Source organism: Rhodoplanes sp. Z2-YC6860 (genome assembly GCF_001579845.1).
Lineage (GTDB): Bacteria > Pseudomonadota > Alphaproteobacteria > Rhizobiales > Xanthobacteraceae > Z2-YC6860.
The window spans coordinates 6,669,495-6,686,716 of sequence record NZ_CP007440.1 but is presented as its reverse complement, the minus strand read 5'-3'; the positions used below and the strand labels follow the sequence as shown (position 1 = coordinate 6,686,716).

Annotated in this window: 13 protein-coding genes; 5 read left to right on the top strand and 8 right to left on the bottom strand. The window is 64.0% G+C overall.

The window, feature by feature from the left end; translation table 11 throughout:
* Nucleotides 1-5: 5 nt before the first annotated feature.
* A complete protein-coding gene (locus RHPLAN_RS31225; RefSeq protein ID WP_068026783.1) occupies nucleotides 6-1,229 on the bottom strand; it encodes an MFS transporter in 1,224 nt (407 codons plus the stop codon).
* A 185-nt stretch (nucleotides 1,230-1,414) separates the two neighbouring features.
* On the opposite strand from RHPLAN_RS31225, the gene RHPLAN_RS31220 reads away from it, so the two are divergent.
* Entirely contained in the window at nucleotides 1,415-1,798 is a 384-nt protein-coding gene (locus RHPLAN_RS31220) for an SPW repeat protein (RefSeq protein ID WP_068026779.1), read from the top strand.
* 10 nt (nucleotides 1,799-1,808) lie between these two features.
* On the opposite strand, the gene RHPLAN_RS31215 is transcribed toward RHPLAN_RS31220, so the two are convergent.
* Nucleotides 1,809-2,102, bottom strand: a complete 294-nt coding sequence (locus RHPLAN_RS31215; protein WP_237179949.1) for a c-type cytochrome — start codon at nucleotides 2,100-2,102, stop codon at nucleotides 1,809-1,811.
* Between the two features lie 237 nt (nucleotides 2,103-2,339).
* Nucleotides 2,340-4,007 carry a pyrroloquinoline quinone-dependent dehydrogenase gene (locus RHPLAN_RS31210; protein WP_068026774.1) on the bottom strand — a complete coding sequence of 556 codons (1,668 nt, stop codon included), beginning with the start codon at nucleotides 4,005-4,007 and terminating at the stop codon, nucleotides 2,340-2,342.
* Nucleotides 4,008-4,167: 160 nt separating this feature from the next.
* Here RHPLAN_RS31210 and RHPLAN_RS31205 point away from each other — a divergent pair, with 160 nt between their 5' ends.
* A complete protein-coding gene (locus tag RHPLAN_RS31205; protein WP_068026771.1) occupies nucleotides 4,168-5,511 on the top strand; it encodes a GDSL-type esterase/lipase family protein in 1,344 nt (447 codons plus the stop codon).
* 925 nt (nucleotides 5,512-6,436) lie between these two features.
* Here RHPLAN_RS31205 and RHPLAN_RS31195 read toward each other — a convergent pair.
* Nucleotides 6,437-7,558 carry an NHL repeat-containing protein gene (locus RHPLAN_RS31195; protein WP_157100618.1) on the bottom strand — a complete coding sequence of 374 codons (1,122 nt, stop codon included), beginning with the start codon at nucleotides 7,556-7,558 and terminating at the stop codon, nucleotides 6,437-6,439.
* Between the two features lie 181 nt (nucleotides 7,559-7,739).
* Between RHPLAN_RS31195 and RHPLAN_RS31190 the strand changes: the two genes are divergently transcribed.
* Nucleotides 7,740-9,053: a ParB/RepB/Spo0J family partition protein gene (locus tag RHPLAN_RS31190; RefSeq protein WP_068026761.1), complete on the top strand. Its 1,314-nt coding sequence runs from the start codon at nucleotides 7,740-7,742 to the stop codon at nucleotides 9,051-9,053.
* A gap of 10 nt (nucleotides 9,054-9,063) precedes the next feature.
* Complete coding sequence (locus tag RHPLAN_RS31185; RefSeq protein ID WP_068026758.1) at nucleotides 9,064-9,954, top strand: hypothetical protein; 891 nt, start codon at nucleotides 9,064-9,066, stop codon at nucleotides 9,952-9,954.
* 24 nt (nucleotides 9,955-9,978) lie between these two features.
* On the opposite strand, the gene RHPLAN_RS31180 is transcribed toward RHPLAN_RS31185, so the two are convergent.
* Entirely contained in the window at nucleotides 9,979-12,690 is a 2,712-nt protein-coding gene (locus RHPLAN_RS31180; protein WP_068026755.1) for an ATP-dependent helicase, read from the bottom strand.
* A gap of 135 nt (nucleotides 12,691-12,825) precedes the next feature.
* Between RHPLAN_RS31180 and RHPLAN_RS31175 the strand changes: the two genes are divergently transcribed.
* Nucleotides 12,826-13,824: a quinone oxidoreductase family protein gene (locus tag RHPLAN_RS31175; RefSeq protein ID WP_068026752.1), complete on the top strand. Its 999-nt coding sequence runs from the start codon at nucleotides 12,826-12,828 to the stop codon at nucleotides 13,822-13,824.
* 166 nt (nucleotides 13,825-13,990) lie between these two features.
* On the opposite strand, the gene RHPLAN_RS31170 is transcribed toward RHPLAN_RS31175, so the two are convergent.
* The 3 genes from RHPLAN_RS31170 to RHPLAN_RS31160 form a co-directional block, all read right to left on the bottom strand.
* Entirely contained in the window at nucleotides 13,991-14,947 is a 957-nt protein-coding gene (locus RHPLAN_RS31170; protein WP_068026750.1) for a Bug family tripartite tricarboxylate transporter substrate binding protein, read from the bottom strand.
* 55 nt (nucleotides 14,948-15,002) lie between these two features.
* Nucleotides 15,003-15,974, bottom strand: coding sequence for a Bug family tripartite tricarboxylate transporter substrate binding protein (locus RHPLAN_RS31165; protein ID WP_068026748.1), 972 nt, complete (start codon nucleotides 15,972-15,974; stop codon nucleotides 15,003-15,005).
* Between the two features lie 113 nt (nucleotides 15,975-16,087).
* The gene (locus tag RHPLAN_RS31160) at nucleotides 16,088-17,074 is read right to left on the bottom strand and encodes a Bug family tripartite tricarboxylate transporter substrate binding protein (RefSeq protein ID WP_068026745.1); all 987 of its coding nucleotides are present in this window, start codon (nucleotides 17,072-17,074) and stop codon (nucleotides 16,088-16,090) included.
* Nucleotides 17,075-17,222: the final 148 nt, after the last annotated feature.

The following is a 17,222-nucleotide window of genomic DNA, read 5'->3' as shown; positions in this document are numbered from 1 at the left end:
CGCCGTTACTCCAACGCCGCGCCCTTGCGCTCAGGAATGAGCGCAAGGGTCGCCACGATGTCGATCAGGTAGATCACCGCCAAGAGCGCGATCGCAACCGAGAAGCCGTAGCCGGTCGCCAGCGCCCCGACCACGACCGGTCCGAAGCCGCCGACACCGCGGCCCAGATTGAACAGCACGTTCTCGGCGGTGGCCCGCGCCTCGGTCGGATAGAGCTCGGACAACAGCGCGCCGTAGCCGCCAAGCATGCCGTTGACGAACAGGCCCATGACGGCGCCGCCGATCAGCAGCGCGGTCTCGCCGGTGAGCTGCGAATAGACCAGCACCATCACGAAGGCGCCGGCCTGGAACGTCAGCAGCGCCGGCCTACGCCCGACGCGGTCGGCGAACAGGCCGAACACGAAGATGCCGACCGCCATGCCCAGGATGGTCACCGCGGTCCACAGCGACGACTGCGTCAGCCCGAACTTGAACTGCGTCGCCAGATAGTTCGGCATCCAGATCATCACGCCGTAGTAGCCGAAGTTCTGCACCGCGCAGAGGATCAGCATGCCAAGGCTGATCTTGGTGGTGGCGGCGTCCTTCACCAGGAGCTTCAGCGGCATCGCCGGCGTGGTCCTGGCCCGCTCCAGGAAGATCTTCGGCTCGCCGACATACCAGCGCACGACGAAGGCGATGACGCCCGGAATGAGGCCGACGATGAACATGCCGCGCCAGCCGATCACCGGCAGCAGCGCCGGCGTCACCAGCGCCGCGAGCAGCACGCCGGCCTGCCAGCCGAGCGCCACATACGAACACGCCCGCGCGCGCTTGCTGGCCGGCCACGCTTCGGCGACGAGCGTCATGCCGATGCCGAACTCGCCGCCGAGGCCCAGGCCCGCGATGGTGCGGTAGACCAGCAGGTCCCAGTAGCCCTGCGCGAAGGCGCAGAGCCCGGTGAACACCGCGAACAGCAGGATCGTCCAGGTCAGCACCCGGACGCGGCCGTAGTAGTCGCTGAGGATGCCGAACAGGATGCCGCCGACCACGGCGCCGACCAGCGTCCAGGTGACGAGCGAGCCCGCCTGCGGCGGCGTCAGGCCGAGCTCGGCCGAGATCGCGCGCAGCATGAATCCGAGAATGAGAAGATCGAAGCCGTCCATGGCGTAGCCGATGGCGGATGCGAACAGCGCCTTGTGCGCTGCGGTGTCCGGGCGCGCATCGGCGCCCGCTGCAGTAACAGTGCTCATTTTAGCCTCCCCGGCAGAGGACTTTTAATCAACGCCCGAAGCGCGCGCGGTTCAACATGCAGCGCACAATGGTTGTTGAAAATCGCTTTCCCGGTGCGCGGGCGGCTGCTGCGCCGCACACCGGAACCCCAAGCGCCCGGCCACGGTTTGTGATACAGTGGCCGCAACCAACGCGGGAGGTTGCCATGCAGCGCCGCGAAGCCGCTCTCGATATCTACAACGCCGTGCTTGGCGCGTTCCTCGCCTTGTCTCCCTGGCTGTTCGACTATGCCTATGGACCGGCCCGCGACGGCGCCTTCGCCAGCGGCGTGCTGGTGACGCTGGTCTCCGTGCTTGCCATCGCGGCGTTCCGCGAATGGGAAGAGTGGGTCAATCTCCTGATCGGCTGCTGGATCGTGGCCTCGCCCTGGGTGCTCAATTTCACCCATGTCAGCGCGACACATGTTGCAGTCCTGATCGGCTCGGGTGTCACGGCGCTGGCCGTTCTCGAACTGTGGCTCATCCACAACCCGGACTGGCTGGACAAGCCCTACGTGCCGCCGCCGGAGTCCGGCAAGCCTGGAAACTGACATTGGCGGCCTACTTCTTCTCCCCGGCCATCACGTAGGCCCACAGCGCCTCGAGATCGCCGGGCTGCAGCACCTCGCCCCAGGGCGGCATGTTGTTCTTGCCCTTGGTCACCGAGGCCTGAAAGCGGGCGAACTGGTCCGGCGGAAACGTGCGCAGGTCGAAGGTGCCGCCGGGGTATTCCATCTGCGCGCCGTGACACGGCGTGCAATAGGTCGCGTAGATGTCGGCGCCGGCCTTGATCTTCTCCGGCGTGAACTCCTCCGCCACGGCACTCGTGCCGATCAGCATGAGCGCTGTGCTCACCACATTCACCAGTCGCATTGCTTGGGGCTGCTCCAAAATTCGTCCGTGGAATGAAACGGCGGTGTTGCTTCACCCTCCCCTGGAGGGGGAGGGTCGCGAGCGAAGCTCGCGGGGTGGGGTGATCCTCTTCTTCGCAAAAAAGTTCACCCCACCCCGCCCGCCTTCGCTTCGCTACGGCGGTCGACCCTCCCCCTCCAGGGGAGGGTGGGCACTGCGCTTGGCTGCAAGGCTGTTTTCTCATTCCGGCATCAGCGCGAAGGTCCACATCGAGCCGCCGGTCGGCATCTTGTCGGCCGCCCAGCGCCGCGCGAGGCCGCCGCCGAGGCCCGACGCGACGCTGACGTACTGCTGGCCCTTGTAGGTGTAGGTGATCGCCGTCCCATTGACGCTGGAGCCGGCCTTGAACGACCACAGCGTCTTGCCCGTCTCGTCGTCGAGCGCGACGATTTCGCCGGTGAGCTTGCCGGTGAAGATCAGCCCGCCGTCGGTGGCGAGCGTGCCGGCCGAGCCCGGCAGGTCGATCAACGGCACCTGCCACTTCTTCTCGCCGGTCAGCGGATTCATCGCGGTGAAATAGCCGACCGTCTCGCCGGGCTTGAACGTCGGCGTGCGCGCGACCACGCCCGTTGCGTCGGCGCCGAGCACCTGCGGCTTGGGCGGTGCGATCTTCTGGATGCGCGGCATCTCCCAAGTCGAGAGATAGATCATCCCGGTGTGCGGGTTGAACGCGGTCGGCACCGCATTGGTGCCGCGCTGCGGCCACATCTCGATCTCTTCGCCGGCGACGAACTTCTTGTAGAGCTCGGTCTGGATCGGCCGGCCCGTGGCCATGTCGTAGCCCGAGGCCCAGTTCACCTTCACGTAAGGCTTGATCGAGATCGGCTTGCAGTTGGTGCGATCGAGCACGAACAGGAAGCCGTTCTTGTTGGCCTGAATCATCACCTTGCGCGGCTGGCCGTCGACCGTGAGATCGGCCAGCACGTGCTCGTCGGCGCCGTCGACGTCGTACACGTCGTTCGGCGTGTACTGGTAATGGCAGACGATCTCGCCGGTTTTGGGCCGGATCGCGAGCACGCTCGAGGTGTACAGCGCATCGGTCGCGCCGCGCGGCGCCGGATTGTACGGCGCGGCATTGCCGGTGCCCCAATAGACCAGGTCGAGCTGCGGATCGTACGAGCCCGAGCGCCAGGTGGCGCCGCCGCCGCGGGTCCAGGCGTCGCTGTCCGCCGGCCAGCTCTCGTGGCCGGGCTCGCCCGGCGCCGGAATGGTGTAGCGGCGCCAGAGCTTCTTGCCGGTCTCCGGATCCCAGCCGTCGAGGAAGCCGCGCGTCGTCGACTCGCCGCCGGCCATGCCGGAGATCACCACGCCGTTCGCCACGATCGGCGCGCCGGTCGCGTAATAGCCCTCGCGCCAGTCGGCGAACTTCTGCTTCCAGACCTCCTTGCCGGTTTTCATATCCAACGCGACGAGGGTGTTGTCGATGTTCACGCGGTAGAGCTTGCCGTTGTAGAGCGTGGGCCCCCCTCGGGTGAATGCGCCGAACTGCGTGACGCGCACGACGCCGGGATCGGTCTCGACCGCGGTGCGCCAGAGCTGCCGGCCGGTCTCGATGTCGATCGCGAAGGTCCACTTGCCGTTGATGGCATAGAGCACGCCATCGTAGACCGCTGGCGCCGCGAGCTCGCCCCCGTCGTTCATCAGGCTGAAATTCCAGACCGGCACGAGCTTCTTGACGTTGCTCTTGTTGATCTGCTTGAGCGGGCTGTAGCTCATGCGGTTCAGCCCCATGCTGTGGGCTGCCACATTGTCGGTGTTGTTGTTGCTGTTCAGGTCGTCGTTGGTTTGCGCGAAGCCGGACAAGGGCCACAGAGTCAAAGCCACAGACAGCAGCAGAAGCCGCTTCATTCTCGCCTCCCCAGTATGAAAGCGGCTCTGGCGGCCGCCCTTGTGTCGATGTCGCGAAGCTTAGCGCGACGGAGCGCCGCTGTGCCATGCCGCAATCTTGCTGCTGATGAGAGAAAGGCGAATACTTGCGCATCATCCAAGTGGTACCGGAGGACGCGCGATGGTGCGGATTTGGGGGCGGCTTGCGTTCTCGGTCGTGGGCATTGTCCTTGCCGCGCTGCCCGCGTCGGCGCAGCGCGGCGGCGAGAAGTGGGTGGTGGGCTGGGCCGCGTCGGTGCAGGGGCCTTATCCGGTGGGCAATCCGTCGGCGCAGCCCGACCAGAAGTTTGCGTTTCTGACGCCGGAGGCCGGCGCGCGCGACCAGACGCTCCGCCTCGTGTTGCGGCCCGACATCTGGGGCCGGCAGATGCGGCTGCGCCTCTCCAACGTGTTCGGCACGCGGCCTGTGAACATCGACGGCGTGTTCGCGGGCCTGCAGCTCGGCAGCGCCACGCTGGTGAAAGGCACCAACCGGCCGGTGACGTTCGGCGGCAAGGACCGCATCACCATTGCGCCGGGCGCGAGCGCCTGGAGCGATCCGGTTTCGCTGCCATTCGTGCGCAACGCCGACGATCTCACCGGGCGCAAGCTTGCCGTGAGCTTCCATGTCGACGGCGAAAGCGGCCCGATGACATGGCACGCCAAGGCGCTGCAGACCTCCTACGTCAGCGCGCCGGGCTCGGGCTCGCTCGGCAAGAACGAGGACGAGGCCGCGTTCCCCTACAGCACCGCGTCGTGGTTCTTCCTCGACGCCGTCGAGATGACGGCGCCGGCGACGAGCTTCGCGATTGTCGCGTTCGGCGACTCGATCACCGACGGCACCGCCTCGACCATGAACGGCGACGACCGCTGGCCCGACGTGCTGTCGCGGCGGCTGCACGCGCTCTACGGCAACCGCATCGCGGTGGTCAACGCCGGCATCGGCGGCAACCAGGTGGCGGGCCCGCCCACCTACGGAGCCGAGAAGCCGTTTCCCGGCGGGCCCTCGGCCAAGGCACGCATCGACCGCGACGTGCTGGAACTGTCGGGCGTCACCCACATGATCTGGCTCGAAGGCATCAATGATTTCAGCAAGAACGGCAATGCGCCGCTGGAGAAGGTGACCGACGGCATGAAGGAGATCGTCGCGCGCATCCGCTCCAAGCGTCCGGAGATCAAGGTCATCGGCGCGACGGTGACGAGCGCGCTCGGCTCGAGCAGCGCGGCGCATGGCTTTCCGGAGCAGGACGCCAAACGCAAGGCGCTGAACGAGTTCATCCGCTCGGGCGGATTGTTCGACGGCGTGATCGACTTCGACACGGTCACGCTCGATGAGAAGACCGGCGGCATGAAGCCGGAGTTCGTGCCGGAAAGCACCACGGGCGGGGCGGGGGACAAGCTGCATCCGAACCGCGCGGGCTATGTCGCGATGGGGACGAGCATCGATTTGGATTTGTTCAAGCCGAAGCCGCAGGGGAAGAAGTAGGCGAGGGTGCGTCGCATCACCGGCGATGTACGGATTCACACCTCTATCAACAACGACGGTCGTCACCCCCGGGCTTGACCCGGGGACCCATACGGTGGCGCAACAACACACGCGCGTACGACTGCCTTCGCTGCAGCCGCTCATGGATTGCCGGGACAAGCCCGGCAATGACACCGGCTGTTTGGGTTGCCGCTTGCCCAAAATTGCTTGGCGCCAATTTTCAGATTCAATTGTCAAACAGCCCGCGCTCGCGCGCATCCCTTCAACATCCATCCAGGCGTGATTCATCGTCCCCTTCAAAGCAGGCGCGGGGCCAGCGCCTCTGTTCTTCCTCGTCCCTCACACAGGTGAGGGGAGCGGAGCGCCGAGACGGCGCACCTTGGGGGCACCTTGGTGAGAGGTGCCGCGGGCCTTTGCGATCAGGCCCGCTCGCCTCTCGGCGCTCCACTGGCGGCGTTTTGACACGGCGTCACCGTCGAGGTTGGCCGGATCGGATCAGGGCGAACCCTTCCGTCGTTCCAGGCCGTGTCGCCACGGCCCTTCACCCGACCTCTGCGCCCTGCCAGAAGGCAGCCCTCTCATCGAAGGCGGACGCATGACGCCGCACCTGGGACGTGGTCACGAACCACGCCTGCAGGCGCCACACCCCGCTCCGCCAAACAGACGCCTCTAGAATGACGCCCTCAGTGAACGGGGTAAATTCGCCTCTACATCTGATTTGCGGGATTGCAAACAGAAAATGCAGTTTGGCGCCCCGGCTGTTTGAAGGCACCGTCATGGCCGGGCTTGTCCCGGCCATCTCGCTTAGGGAGGCACCATGCTCACCTAAGCGAGATGCCCGGCACAAGGCCGGGCATGACAGCGGAGTGTGGTGCGACTGCGGAGAGTGATACTGCGCGCGGAGGAAATGACGTGAACGCTAACGTCACCGCACCGCCGCCGCCGACATCCCGTTGAACAACAGCCGCTGCATCCCCTTGTCGGTCTGCGCGATGTAGAGATTCCCCTTGCTGTCGGTCTGGATGTGATGGCCGCCGCCGATCTGCTTGTCGACCTCCACCTTGCCCAGCACCTCGAGCGTCTTCCGCTCGACGATGGTGATCGCCTTGCCGCTGCCGACGTACAGGAACTGCTGCGCGTCGTCCGGCGAGAACGCGAGGCTTGCCGCGAACGGCCCGCCGGTGACGCGAAGCTGGTTCACGAACTTGCCGTCGCTCGTGAACGTCTGCAGGCGGCGGTTCTCGCGATCGGCGAGATAGACCGTGCCGTCGTTCGACACGCGGATCGAATGCGCGATGTTGAAATCCGGCAGGCCGTCGCCCGGCGGGAAGTCCTTCACCCGCGTAATCTCGCAATGGTCGACGCCGCCCGCAGGCTTCCCGAACGCACCCCAGCTGCGCTTGAACGCGCCGGTGTCGGCGTCGAACACGATCACCCGGTGATTGCCGTAGCCGTCGGCGACGAAAATCTCGTTGCTGCCGCGCGGCGTCCAGGCGTCCGCGGCGCGGTGCAGGTTCGCGGTGTCGCCGTCGCCCTTGCTGGCGTTGCTCTTGCCGATCTGCAGCGCGAGCTTGCCGTCGGTCGTGAACTTGAGCAGCGCATCGTCGGCCACGGGCTTGAGGCCCGGCGTGCCCGACGTCGGGCACTGGTTGCCGCCGATCCAGGCGAAGCCCTTGGGATCGATGTAGATGCCGTGCTCGCGCTGCGGCCAGTCATAGCCCGCGCCGTCGCCGCCCCAAGCCTTGATGAACTGGCCCGCCTTGTCGAACACCACGACCGGCGGCGCGGCCTTCGCCGCATCTTCGGGCTTGAGCGTGCGCGGGCGGTGCAGGACATAGGCGTTGTCCTGCGCATCGATCGCGATGCTGGAGATGTCGCCGAGCTTGTACTTGTCCGGCACGTGAGGCCACGACGCGTCGACGATGAAGGTTGGAATTTGGCGCGGTTGCTGTTGTGCTGCGGCAGGAGTGGCTAGCGCGCAAACGGAGAAGATGGCCGCAAACGGCCAATAGTGGCGCTGAGTACGACGTCGAATGTCGAGTCTCATTACTTTCCTCCCCAGTAGGCGGCCGGATGCTTTTGCAGTGCTCCAGCTCGGATGCTGGGGAGTTTAGCGCGGGAGGTGGCCCCATTCTATGTGGACCGGATGCGCGATTTACACACTAGCCGCCACAACGTTTTGCAACTTATCCGTGAGTAGGGCTAGAATTAGCATCGGGGAGGGGCCTATGAGTTACCGTCAAATACCGCTCGATGCGCTTATCATAAATCGCGCCAACGACCGACATGGCGAACTAGAAAACGAAACTGCCGCGATTGCATGGTTGTTCAATAACTTCGAGCAGCATATGCGAAACCTCGCGAAAGACATTGTATCAAGTGGAGAGGTCTTCGAGCCCCCTTTGGTGTTTCCTGAAGGGGATAAATTTGTAGTTTTCGACGGCAATCGTCGCATGACTTGCCTCAAGTTGCTCGACAAGCCGCGGCGGGCTCCGACCGTAGAGCTCCAAGAATTTTTTTCAGAGCAACGTTCGAAGTGGCCGGGAGATTTTCCGCATTCTATCCACGGCCAAATCGAAACGGATCGCGATCGCATCGACGATATCTTATTTAGGAGACATACCGGAAACCAAGGAGGAGTTGGCCAGACCACCTGGGATGACAGGATGAAGTCAAACTTCGTCAATCGGACGGGTATGGGTGGCGGCTTCAACGTTGCGGATGAGATTGAAAAGCGCCTCACTGAGGCGAACATGTTGCCGCGCAAGAAAATCCCACGTTCGTCGCTTAATCGGCTGCTATCTTCAGACGTCTTTCGAAATCGAGCAGGTTTCAGTGTAAACAAGGGGAAGTTTGAATTAACTCACGCTGAGCCGATGGTCTTGCGTGCGCTAAGACGTATCGCTGACGACTTGGCGGAAAAGAAAATTGTACTTGCTGATATATGGGACGTTGATGGCAAGCGAGCGTATCTTGATCAGTTGGAGACCGAAAGCGCTCTTCCGACAGCAGCACACGCCATAAGACGGGACAACGCGGCTAACCCACATATCTCAAAAGCCGTCAGGGCGGTGCCCGTTCCTACCCGAATAGCAAAGCCGCACAATCGCACGACGCTTATTCCGAACGTAATATTTTCTGTTGTCTGGGCGGGCAGTACCCAACGGCATCGTGCAATATGGGAAGAGCTTCAATTCCATCTAAATCTTGCGGATCACCCAAACGCCATCTCTGTCTTATTCCGTGTCCTCGTTGAGCTTTCTGCGCAAAATTATATCGATCGGACCAAGCTAGCGACAGTTTCATCGGGCGATAACTTAGCGAAGCGCGTGCTGAGAGTTGCGGAGGACATGCATAAGCAGGGAAAGATAGATAAGAAATATTTTGAGCTTCTGCAGAAATTCCCACAGGCCGACGCTCTGTTATCGGCCGATACCTTAAATCGCTATGTTCATTCGCCAAATTTCGCGCCTTCACCAGATCACTTGCGAGCATTGTGGGATTGGATGGCAGATTTCATAGTGCATTGTTTGAATTCTTAGGTTTGGTTGCATGAATACTCGGACGCCAATTTCGAGAACTGACGATCTGGATGTCCTGTCGGGCATTTGGATTCTGTCGTGCAACGATGACAACCCGATCATGACTTATAGGGGCATTGCCCACCGATTGGGTTTATCGGATGAGTACGACGTAAAGGCAGTCGTGAAGAATAGGCCTGAGCTCTTTCGGCATGGCATACTTAAATCGCGGTTGAACATCTGGAAGGATCAACTGAGGTCCGGAAAGAATAGGCCCAGTTGGATCGTCGAGATTCGCGATAAGGCGGCACAAGAGAAGGCGATCGACGACCTCGGTCGAGATGATATTTTTAGAAATCAATTCAGGGCGCAGGAAGCAGCTCCCAGATGCGATGTAGAAATCATTGACTGGGGATTGCAACACATTGATCGACTTAGAAAAGCCGCTGCCGAGGAAAAGGAATCAAAGTCCCGAAAATGGACGTCCATAATAATTCCCTTGGCATCTCTACTTGTTGCCGCCGCATCGATTGCGGGTTCCGTGGGAATTCAATGGGTCTCTATCAAAGAGCAGGCAGACCTGAAGCGATACGAGGTCGGCTTTAAGCCAAAGCAAGAAGCTTATGTTGCGTTCGCCAATGCTACGTGGTCTGCACTCAACTACGCCTCTGATGGTGAGCAGGCGAATCTGCGAAAGCAGATAGCGCTGATGGATACGGCATTCTTTTCGATAGAGCCTTTTCTCTCTCAGGAGGTCAGGCAGAGTTTTCGGGAAAAATATGGCGAGTTCATAACTAGTTGTGACGAGTACGCTAAAAAAGGAAACGAGGTCCGGGAGCGGGACGGCCAGAAATTTTTGGCTCAGGCGCAAGAAGACAGCGAGAAGCTGCGGAATTTTCTATACTCTAGCCTGTTCAACTAATATCCCCTTCAACTCGGACGCGTGTCACACCCTCTCCACAAAACTATCTACCACGCGCTTCTCACCGGCCTTGTCGAACGCGATCGTCAGCTTGTTGCCGTCGATCGCCACCACGTTGCCGTTGCCGAACTTCTGGTGAAACACGCGGTCGCCGATGCCGAAGGCAGAGGTGGTGCCGGTGGATTTGGCGACGAGCTCGCCTTCGATGGTGAGCGGCGTCCTCCGCTTCGGCCCGCCGCCGCCCGTTGGGCTTCGGCGCGGCGAGCGCGACGTGGCGGGCACCTCCGCGCCGTCGTCGTCATAGATCGGGTCGATGTGGTCGAGCGAGTCGTCGCCGACGCCTTGCTGGCCGTAGCGCGGCCCGCCGCTCTCCGAGAAGCCGCCGCGGCCCTTGTTGGCTTGCGCGCGCTGCCAGCCCGGCGTGCCGTAGCTCGAGCCGAACGACTTCATCTCGTCGAAGCGTGAGCCGCCGCCGTAGCCGCCATAGCCCGCGCGCTCCGAGAAGCTGCCGCGGGCCTCGGTCACCGTGACGTGGGCCTCGGGCAGCTCGTCGAGGAAGCGCGACGGGATGTTGGTCTGCCACATGCCGTGGGTGCGGCGGTTGGTGGCGAAGTAGATCTTGCAGAGCTTGCGCGCGCGCGTGACGCCGACATGGGCGAGGCGGCGTTCTTCTTCCAGGCCGGCGCGGCCCTGCTCGTCGAGCGTGCGCTGGCTCGGGAACAGGCCTTCCTCCCAGCCGGGCAGGAACACGGTGTCGAACTCGAGCCCCTTGGCCGAGTGCAGCGTCATGATGCTGACCTTGTCCTCGGCCTCGCCGCGGTCGGTGTCCATCACCAGCGAGATGTGCTCGAGGAAGCCCGCGAGGTTCTCGAACTCCTCCATGGAGCGGACCAGCTCTTTCAGGTTCTCCAGGCGGCCGGCGGCGTCGGCGCTGCGGTCCTTCTGCCACATCTCGGTGTAGCCGGACTCATCCAGCACGATCTCGGCGAGCTGGTTGTGCGGCAGCGTTTCCTTCTGGGCGCGCCAGCGGTCGAAGCTGTCGATGACGCCGCGCAGCGCGCCGCGGGCCTTGGGCTTCAGCTCGTCGGTTTCGATCACGGCGCGGGCGGCTTCGGTGAGCGGAATGCGGCGCTTGCGGGCGTGGTCGTGCAGGAGCTGGATGGTGGCGTCGCCCAGGCCGCGCTTCGGCGTGTTGACGATGCGCTCGAAGGCGAGGTCGTCGGACGGCGAGTTGATGACGCGCAGATAGGCTAGCGCGTCGCGGATTTCGGCGCGCTCGTAGAAGCGGGGCCCGCCGATGACCCGATAGGGCAGGCCGAGCGTGACGAAACGGTCTTCCAGCTCGCGCATCTGGTAGGAGGCGCGGACCAGAATGGCGATCTCGTCGAGGATGTGACCCTGGCGCTGGAGCTGTTCGATCTCCTCGCCGATCGCGCGGGCCTCTTCCTCGCTGTCCCAGTTTCCGGTGACGGTGACCTTTTCACCCGCGACGTCCTCGGTGCGGAGCGTCTTGCCGAGGCGGCCTTCGTTGTGGGCGATGAGGTGGCTTGCTGTCGCGAGAATATGACCGGTGCTTCTGTAATTGCGCTCCAGCCGGATCACCTTCGCGCCGGGGAAGTCGTGTTCGAAGCGCAGGATGTTGTCGACCTCGGCGCCGCGCCAGCCGTAGATCGACTGGTCGTCGTCGCCGACGCAGCAGATGTTTTTCTGGGCAGGTTGGGGAGCCGAGCTCTCGCCACTTGTCATTCCGGGGCGCGTCCCATCAGCGCGTTCACGCGCGTCTTCGACGCATTGAGGCGCGAACCCGGAATCCATGGATTCGGTGGTGTCGAGAGGTTCGAGGTTGGTACTGGATTCCGGGTTCGCCGCTTCGCGGCGCCCCGGAATGACGGCGGTGGAGACGGCGGTCGCCACCACAGGCTTCTGCGACAGCAACCGTAGCCACAGATACTGCGCGACGTTCGTGTCCTGATACTCGTCCACCAAAATGTACCGGAACCGCCGCTGATACTGCGCCAGCACGTCCGGGTGCTCGCGGAACAGCCGGATCATCTCCAGCAGCAGGTCGCCGAAGTCGGCCGCGTTCAGAACCTTCAGCCGCTCCTGGAACGCCTGATAGAGCTTCTTGCCGCGGCCGTTGGCGAAGGCCGCGCCTTCGCCGGCCGGCACCAGGTCCGGCGTCAGGCCACGGTTCTTCCAATGGTCGATCAGGCCGGCGAGCTGGCGCGCCGGCCACCGCTTCTCGTCGATGCCTTCGGCGGCGAGGAGCTGTTTCAGCAGCCGGATCGAATCGTCGGTGTCGAGGATGGTGAAGTCGCTCTTCAGTCCGACCATCTCGGCGTGGCGGCGCAGGATCTTCACGCCGATCGAGTGGAACGTGCCGAGCCACGGCATGCCCTCGACCGCATGGCCGATCAGGCTGCCGATGCGCTCCTTCATCTCGCGCGCCGCCTTGTTGGTGAAGGTGACGGCGAGGATGTCGCCCGGCCGCGCCCGGCCGGTGGTGAGGATGTGGGTGATGCGCGTGGTCAGCACGCGGGTCTTGCCGGTGCCCGCACCGGCCAGCACCAGCACCGGGCCGTCGAGGGTCTCGACCGCTTCGCGCTGCTCCGGGTTCATCTTGTCGAGGTAGCTCGTCGCGCCCGGCCGCGCGGCGAGCGCGCGCGCGGCAATGCCGCCCGGCGCGGGGGGCGCAGGCGCGGGTTCGAACGCGGGTTGTTTTGCCGGATCAGCCAAGAGCCAGCCTTTTGACGAGAATCATGGATCAAAAATGGCACCCGCGGCGCGGATTTGCGAGGGGCGCGCAGGGCGGCGAAGATTGGTGTTCATAACTCCGGGAACCGGAGCCACTGTTAGATAAGGCGTTTTTCCATGAAAGCCATATTGCTGAGCCGCACCGGCGACCCTTCGGTGCTCGAATACACCGAAGTGCCGACGCCGCGGCCGCAACCGGGCGAGGTGCTGGTCAAGGCCGACACCATCGGCGTGAGCCGGCCGGAGCTGCTGGTGCGGCGTGGGACGTATCCGTGGATGCCGTCGCTGCCGGCCATTCCGGGGATCGAGCTGGCGGGGACGGTGGCGGAGCTTGGCGCGGGCGTCACGCGATTCGCGGTGGGCGACCGGGTGTACGTCACGGCGCGGGAGCTTGCCGTGCGCGCCGGCGGTTATGCGGAATACATCGCGGTGCCGGAGCGGGCGCCGTTTCTGCTGGGGGCGGGGGCCGACCTGGAAGCGGCCGCGTGCCTGTCGAACTATCAGGTGGCGTGGCACCTGCTGCACACGGCGGCGCGGGCGGCGTCCGGGCAGTCGGTGCTGATCGGCCAGGCCTCGGGCGGTCTCGGCAGTGCCGCGGTGCAGCTGGCGAAGCTCGCGGGGCTGACGGCGATCGCGCTGGTGGGGTCGGCGGAGAAGGCGAGGGCGCTGAAGGATTACGGCGCCGATCATGTGATCGACTACTCGGCTGAGGACGTTGCCGCGCGCGTCGCCTCCATCACCAACAACGTTGGTGTCGACCTTGTGCTCGATGCGGCCGGCGGCAAGGGCTTCGCGAACTATCTCACCATGCTGGCGCCGTTCGGCATGGCCGTGTCCTACGGCAAGCTGATCGGCAAGCTCGACGCCAACATCGTCGACGCGCTGGATAAAGGTCCCGCGTACTTACACAGCACCGCGGTGCGGATCTTCACCATGCACACGCTCGACGACAAACCCGCGATCCGCGCGCAGTCGATGAACGACCTGATTGCGAAACTCGCCGCCGGCTCGATCCGCCCTCTCATCCACGCGCGCCTGCCGCTCAAGGACGCCCGCCGCGCCCACGAGATGATCGAAGCCCGCGATGTGATCGGCAAGATCGTCCTGAAGCCTTAAGCCGCCGCTGCCTTCACAAGGCAGCCACCAAACACACAGCTGTCATCACCGGGCCGCGGCGAAGCCGCGTGACCCGGTGATCTCGATCAGGGAGGCATAGTGCTCACCTAAGCGGGATCGCCGGGACAAGCCCGGCGATGACACCACCAATGATGCGAAACTGTCCCTACTGCGCCGCCTTGATCCCGAGCAGCTTCCCCGTTTCCGCCGCCTGCGCGGTCTGCGCCTCGATCGCGGCGGCGAACTCCTTGGCGGTGCCCGGGTTCACCACCTGACCCGTTGACGTGAGCGTCTCGATGATCTTCGGATCGCGCAGCTGCTCGATCACATCCGCCTCGATGCGCGCCCGCGCCTTCTCGTCGAGGTTCTTCATGCCGAATACGCCGACCAGCCCGTCGATGGTCATGCCGGGAAAGCCCGCCTCGGCCGCGGTCGGCACGTCGGGCACCGCCGCGGCGCGCTGGCTCGCCGTGAACGCCAGCACCTTAAGTTTCCCGGCCTGCACCAGCGGCCGCACGATCGCATAAGCCGCCATCATCATCTGGATGCGGCCCTCGGCGAGGTCCTGCGCGGCCTGCACCGTGTTGCGATACGGCACCTTGGTGATCACCACGCCTTCGCGCTTCTGGAAGCCCTCGAACATGAAGTCGAAGAAGCCGGTGATGGTCGCCCAGTTGAGCTTGCCGGGATGCGCCTTGGCGTCGGCGATCAGCTCCTTCAGCGACGCGTAGGGCGAGGAGGCCGGCACCACGACCGCGACCAGCGTATTGGTCATGCGCACGAGGGGCACGAGCTCCTTCGCGTCGTAGGGCATCTTGTCGTGCATCCACGGATGGTGCGTGAACGATGACGTCGGCGACATCAGCAGCGTGTGGTCGTCATTGCCGGCGATGAACGAGGACAGCGCCACCACGCCGTCGCCGCCGGGGCGGTTCTCGACCACGACCGCCTGGCCCCATTTCTGCGCGAGGCGGTCGCTGAGCAGCCGTGCCGTGATGTCGACACCGGCGCCCGGACCGAGCGGGATCACGAATTTCACGCCGCGCTGCGGCCAGTTGGCTTGCGCGGAGGCATCGCCCAGCGCGAGTGCGGACAACAGAACGGCGACGGCAAAGCGCAGCATGGCGTCTCCCCCAAGATAGCTATCTGTTGCGCCTGTTTTGCCGCAGCGGCGGCCGCTAGTCCACCGCGACGAAGCCCGAGGCCTTCACCACCGGACCCCAGCGCGTGAGGTCGCTCTTGATCGTCTCGGTGAATTCCGCGGGTGTCTGGAACAGCGGCTCGCTCGCGAACTTGGCGAGACTGTCGATCATCGCGGCCGAATGAACCGCCTGGTCCATCGCCTTGCTCAGCGCCTGGGTGATCTCGTTTGGCGTCTTTGGCGGCAGGAAAACGCCGAGCCACGACTCCACGACCACGTCGTAGCCTTGCTCCTTCATGGTCGGCACGTCGGGCAGGAATTTCGAACGCGACGCGCCGGTCACCGCGAGAATGCGGATGGAGCCGCCCTGGTGCAGCGGCATGCTCTCGCTGATCGGGTTGACGCTTGCGGCAATATGTCCGCCGACCACGTCCTGCAGCGCCGGCGCGCCGCCGCGATAATGCACCGGCTCCATCGGCACTTTCGCTTCGCTTGCGAACATCACGCCCGCGAAATGCGGCGTGGCGCCGGCCGACGTGGTGCCGTAGGCGGACTTCGTCGGGTTGGCCTTGCACCATTCGACGTAGTCTTTCAGCGTCTTGACGCTCGGCGGCACCATCGGCCCGACGTTGTAGCTCAGCATCGACTTGGTCGCGGGACCGACCGGCGTGAAATCCTTCAGCGGGTCGTAGCTCAGCGTCTTGAAGCTGTGCGGATAAAGCGTCATCGGGAAGTCCGGCGTGAACAGCATCACGCTGCCGTCGGGCTCGGCGTTCTTGACGTAGTCCACCGCGAGCCGCGCACTCGCGCCGGGCTTGTTCTCGACCAGAACCGCCGAAGCGTACGACCCGCGCAGGCCTTCGGCCAGCACGCGGGCCGTGACGTCGGTGCCGCCGCCGGCCGGGAAGCCCACGATCATGTGCACGGGCTTCTTCACGGTCTGCGCCACGGCGCAGGTCGCAAACAGACTCGCGGCAGAGCCGGCGAGCAGTTGACGGCGGTCGATCATGGTTGCCTCCCGCTAGGGTCTGATTCAACTTCGTTGAATCAGACCCGTCGCTCCTTCTCCTGTTTGGGCATGATCTTTTCCGAAAACCGCTTCACACTTTTCGGGATCATGCCCTAGTTCTTGAACTCAGTCTTCACGGTGTTGGCGATCTTGATCAAGGTCTCGGCATCTTTGCGGTCCTGCTTCAGGAATGCCGCAAAGCCGGCCGAGTCGGTCGCGGCCGGCACCACGGCCTGCTTCTCCAGGAACTGCTCGAACTTCGGATCGCTGAACAGCTTCTGGAACTCGCTCGACAGCTTCGCGACGATCTCGGGCGGCGTGCCCTTCGGTGCAGCGAGCCCCCACCAGCCCTGGCCCGGATATTCGCCCCAGCCGACCTCTTTGAATGTCGGAACGTTCGGCAGCACAGGCGAGCGCTTCGCCGACGTAACCGCCAGCGCCTTCACCTTGCCGGCTTCGACCAGCGGCGTGAAGTTGCCGACGCCGAAGCGCGTCACCTGCACGTCGTTCGCCGCCAGCGCCTGCGCGGCTGGGCCGCCGCCGCGATACGGAATGCCGACGATCTTGGTGCCCCACTGGTTGTTCATCCACTTCAGGAACAGGTCGGGGTACGAGCCTTCGCCGAGCGTCGCGTAGTTCAGCCCGTCGGGCTTGCCTTGTGCGAGCTTCTTCAATTCGTCGACGCTGTTCACATTGATCGCCGACGACGCGAACAGGCCTTCGACCAGGAAGAACAGCCGCGCCACCGGAACGAAATCCGTGTCGGCGTTGTAGGGCAGGTTGGAGAACAGCAGCGGGTTGAACGACATCGTCGAATGGTAGATGACGCAGATCGTGTAGCCGTCCGGCGCGGCCTGGGCGCAGCTGTTGGCGGCAAGGATGCCGGACGCGCCACCGTTGTTCTCGATCACCAGCGCCTGGCCAAGCCGCTGCTGCATTTCGGTCCCCGCGGCGCGCATGATGACGTCGGTGACGCTGCCCGCTGCGATCGAGACGATCATGCGGATCGGCTTGTTCGGATAGTTGTCGGCTGCGCCGGCGAACGTGCCGCTCGTCACAAGAGCCAGCAGCGCCGCGGCTGCGCGTCCCCATGCACGCATGGTTATTCCTCCCTGAGAGTATTTTTTTTCGTCGCGGCATTATCCGGCCGCTTCGCGCCAGACTCAACCGCGATGTGTGACAGGGAGGCCCGCGATGCGATACAGCCCGGGCGCTTCCGAATGAAAGCGCGCCGGGCTGTGATAGCGA

Coding starts and splice junctions, on each gene's coding strand:
- RHPLAN_RS31170 (WP_068026750.1), bottom strand. CDS start 14,947: ATGCTGCGCTTTGCCGTCGCCGTTCTGTTGTCCGCACTCGCGCTGGGC.
- RHPLAN_RS31195 (WP_157100618.1), bottom strand. CDS start 7,558: ATGAGACTCGACATTCGACGTCGTACTCAGCGCCACTATTGGCCGTTT.
- RHPLAN_RS31225 (WP_068026783.1), bottom strand. CDS start 1,229: ATGAGCACTGTTACTGCAGCGGGCGCCGATGCGCGCCCGGACACCGCA.
- RHPLAN_RS31220 (WP_068026779.1), top strand. CDS start 1,415: ATGCAGCGCCGCGAAGCCGCTCTCGATATCTACAACGCCGTGCTTGGC.
- RHPLAN_RS31185 (WP_068026758.1), top strand. CDS start 9,064: ATGAATACTCGGACGCCAATTTCGAGAACTGACGATCTGGATGTCCTG.
- RHPLAN_RS31175 (WP_068026752.1), top strand. CDS start 12,826: ATGAAAGCCATATTGCTGAGCCGCACCGGCGACCCTTCGGTGCTCGAA.
- RHPLAN_RS31210 (WP_068026774.1), bottom strand. CDS start 4,007: ATGAAGCGGCTTCTGCTGCTGTCTGTGGCTTTGACTCTGTGGCCCTTG.
- RHPLAN_RS31190 (WP_068026761.1), top strand. CDS start 7,740: ATGAGTTACCGTCAAATACCGCTCGATGCGCTTATCATAAATCGCGCC.
- RHPLAN_RS31165 (WP_068026748.1), bottom strand. CDS start 15,974: ATGATCGACCGCCGTCAACTGCTCGCCGGCTCTGCCGCGAGTCTGTTT.
- RHPLAN_RS31160 (WP_068026745.1), bottom strand. CDS start 17,074: ATGCGTGCATGGGGACGCGCAGCCGCGGCGCTGCTGGCTCTTGTGACG.
- RHPLAN_RS31205 (WP_068026771.1), top strand. CDS start 4,168: ATGGTGCGGATTTGGGGGCGGCTTGCGTTCTCGGTCGTGGGCATTGTC.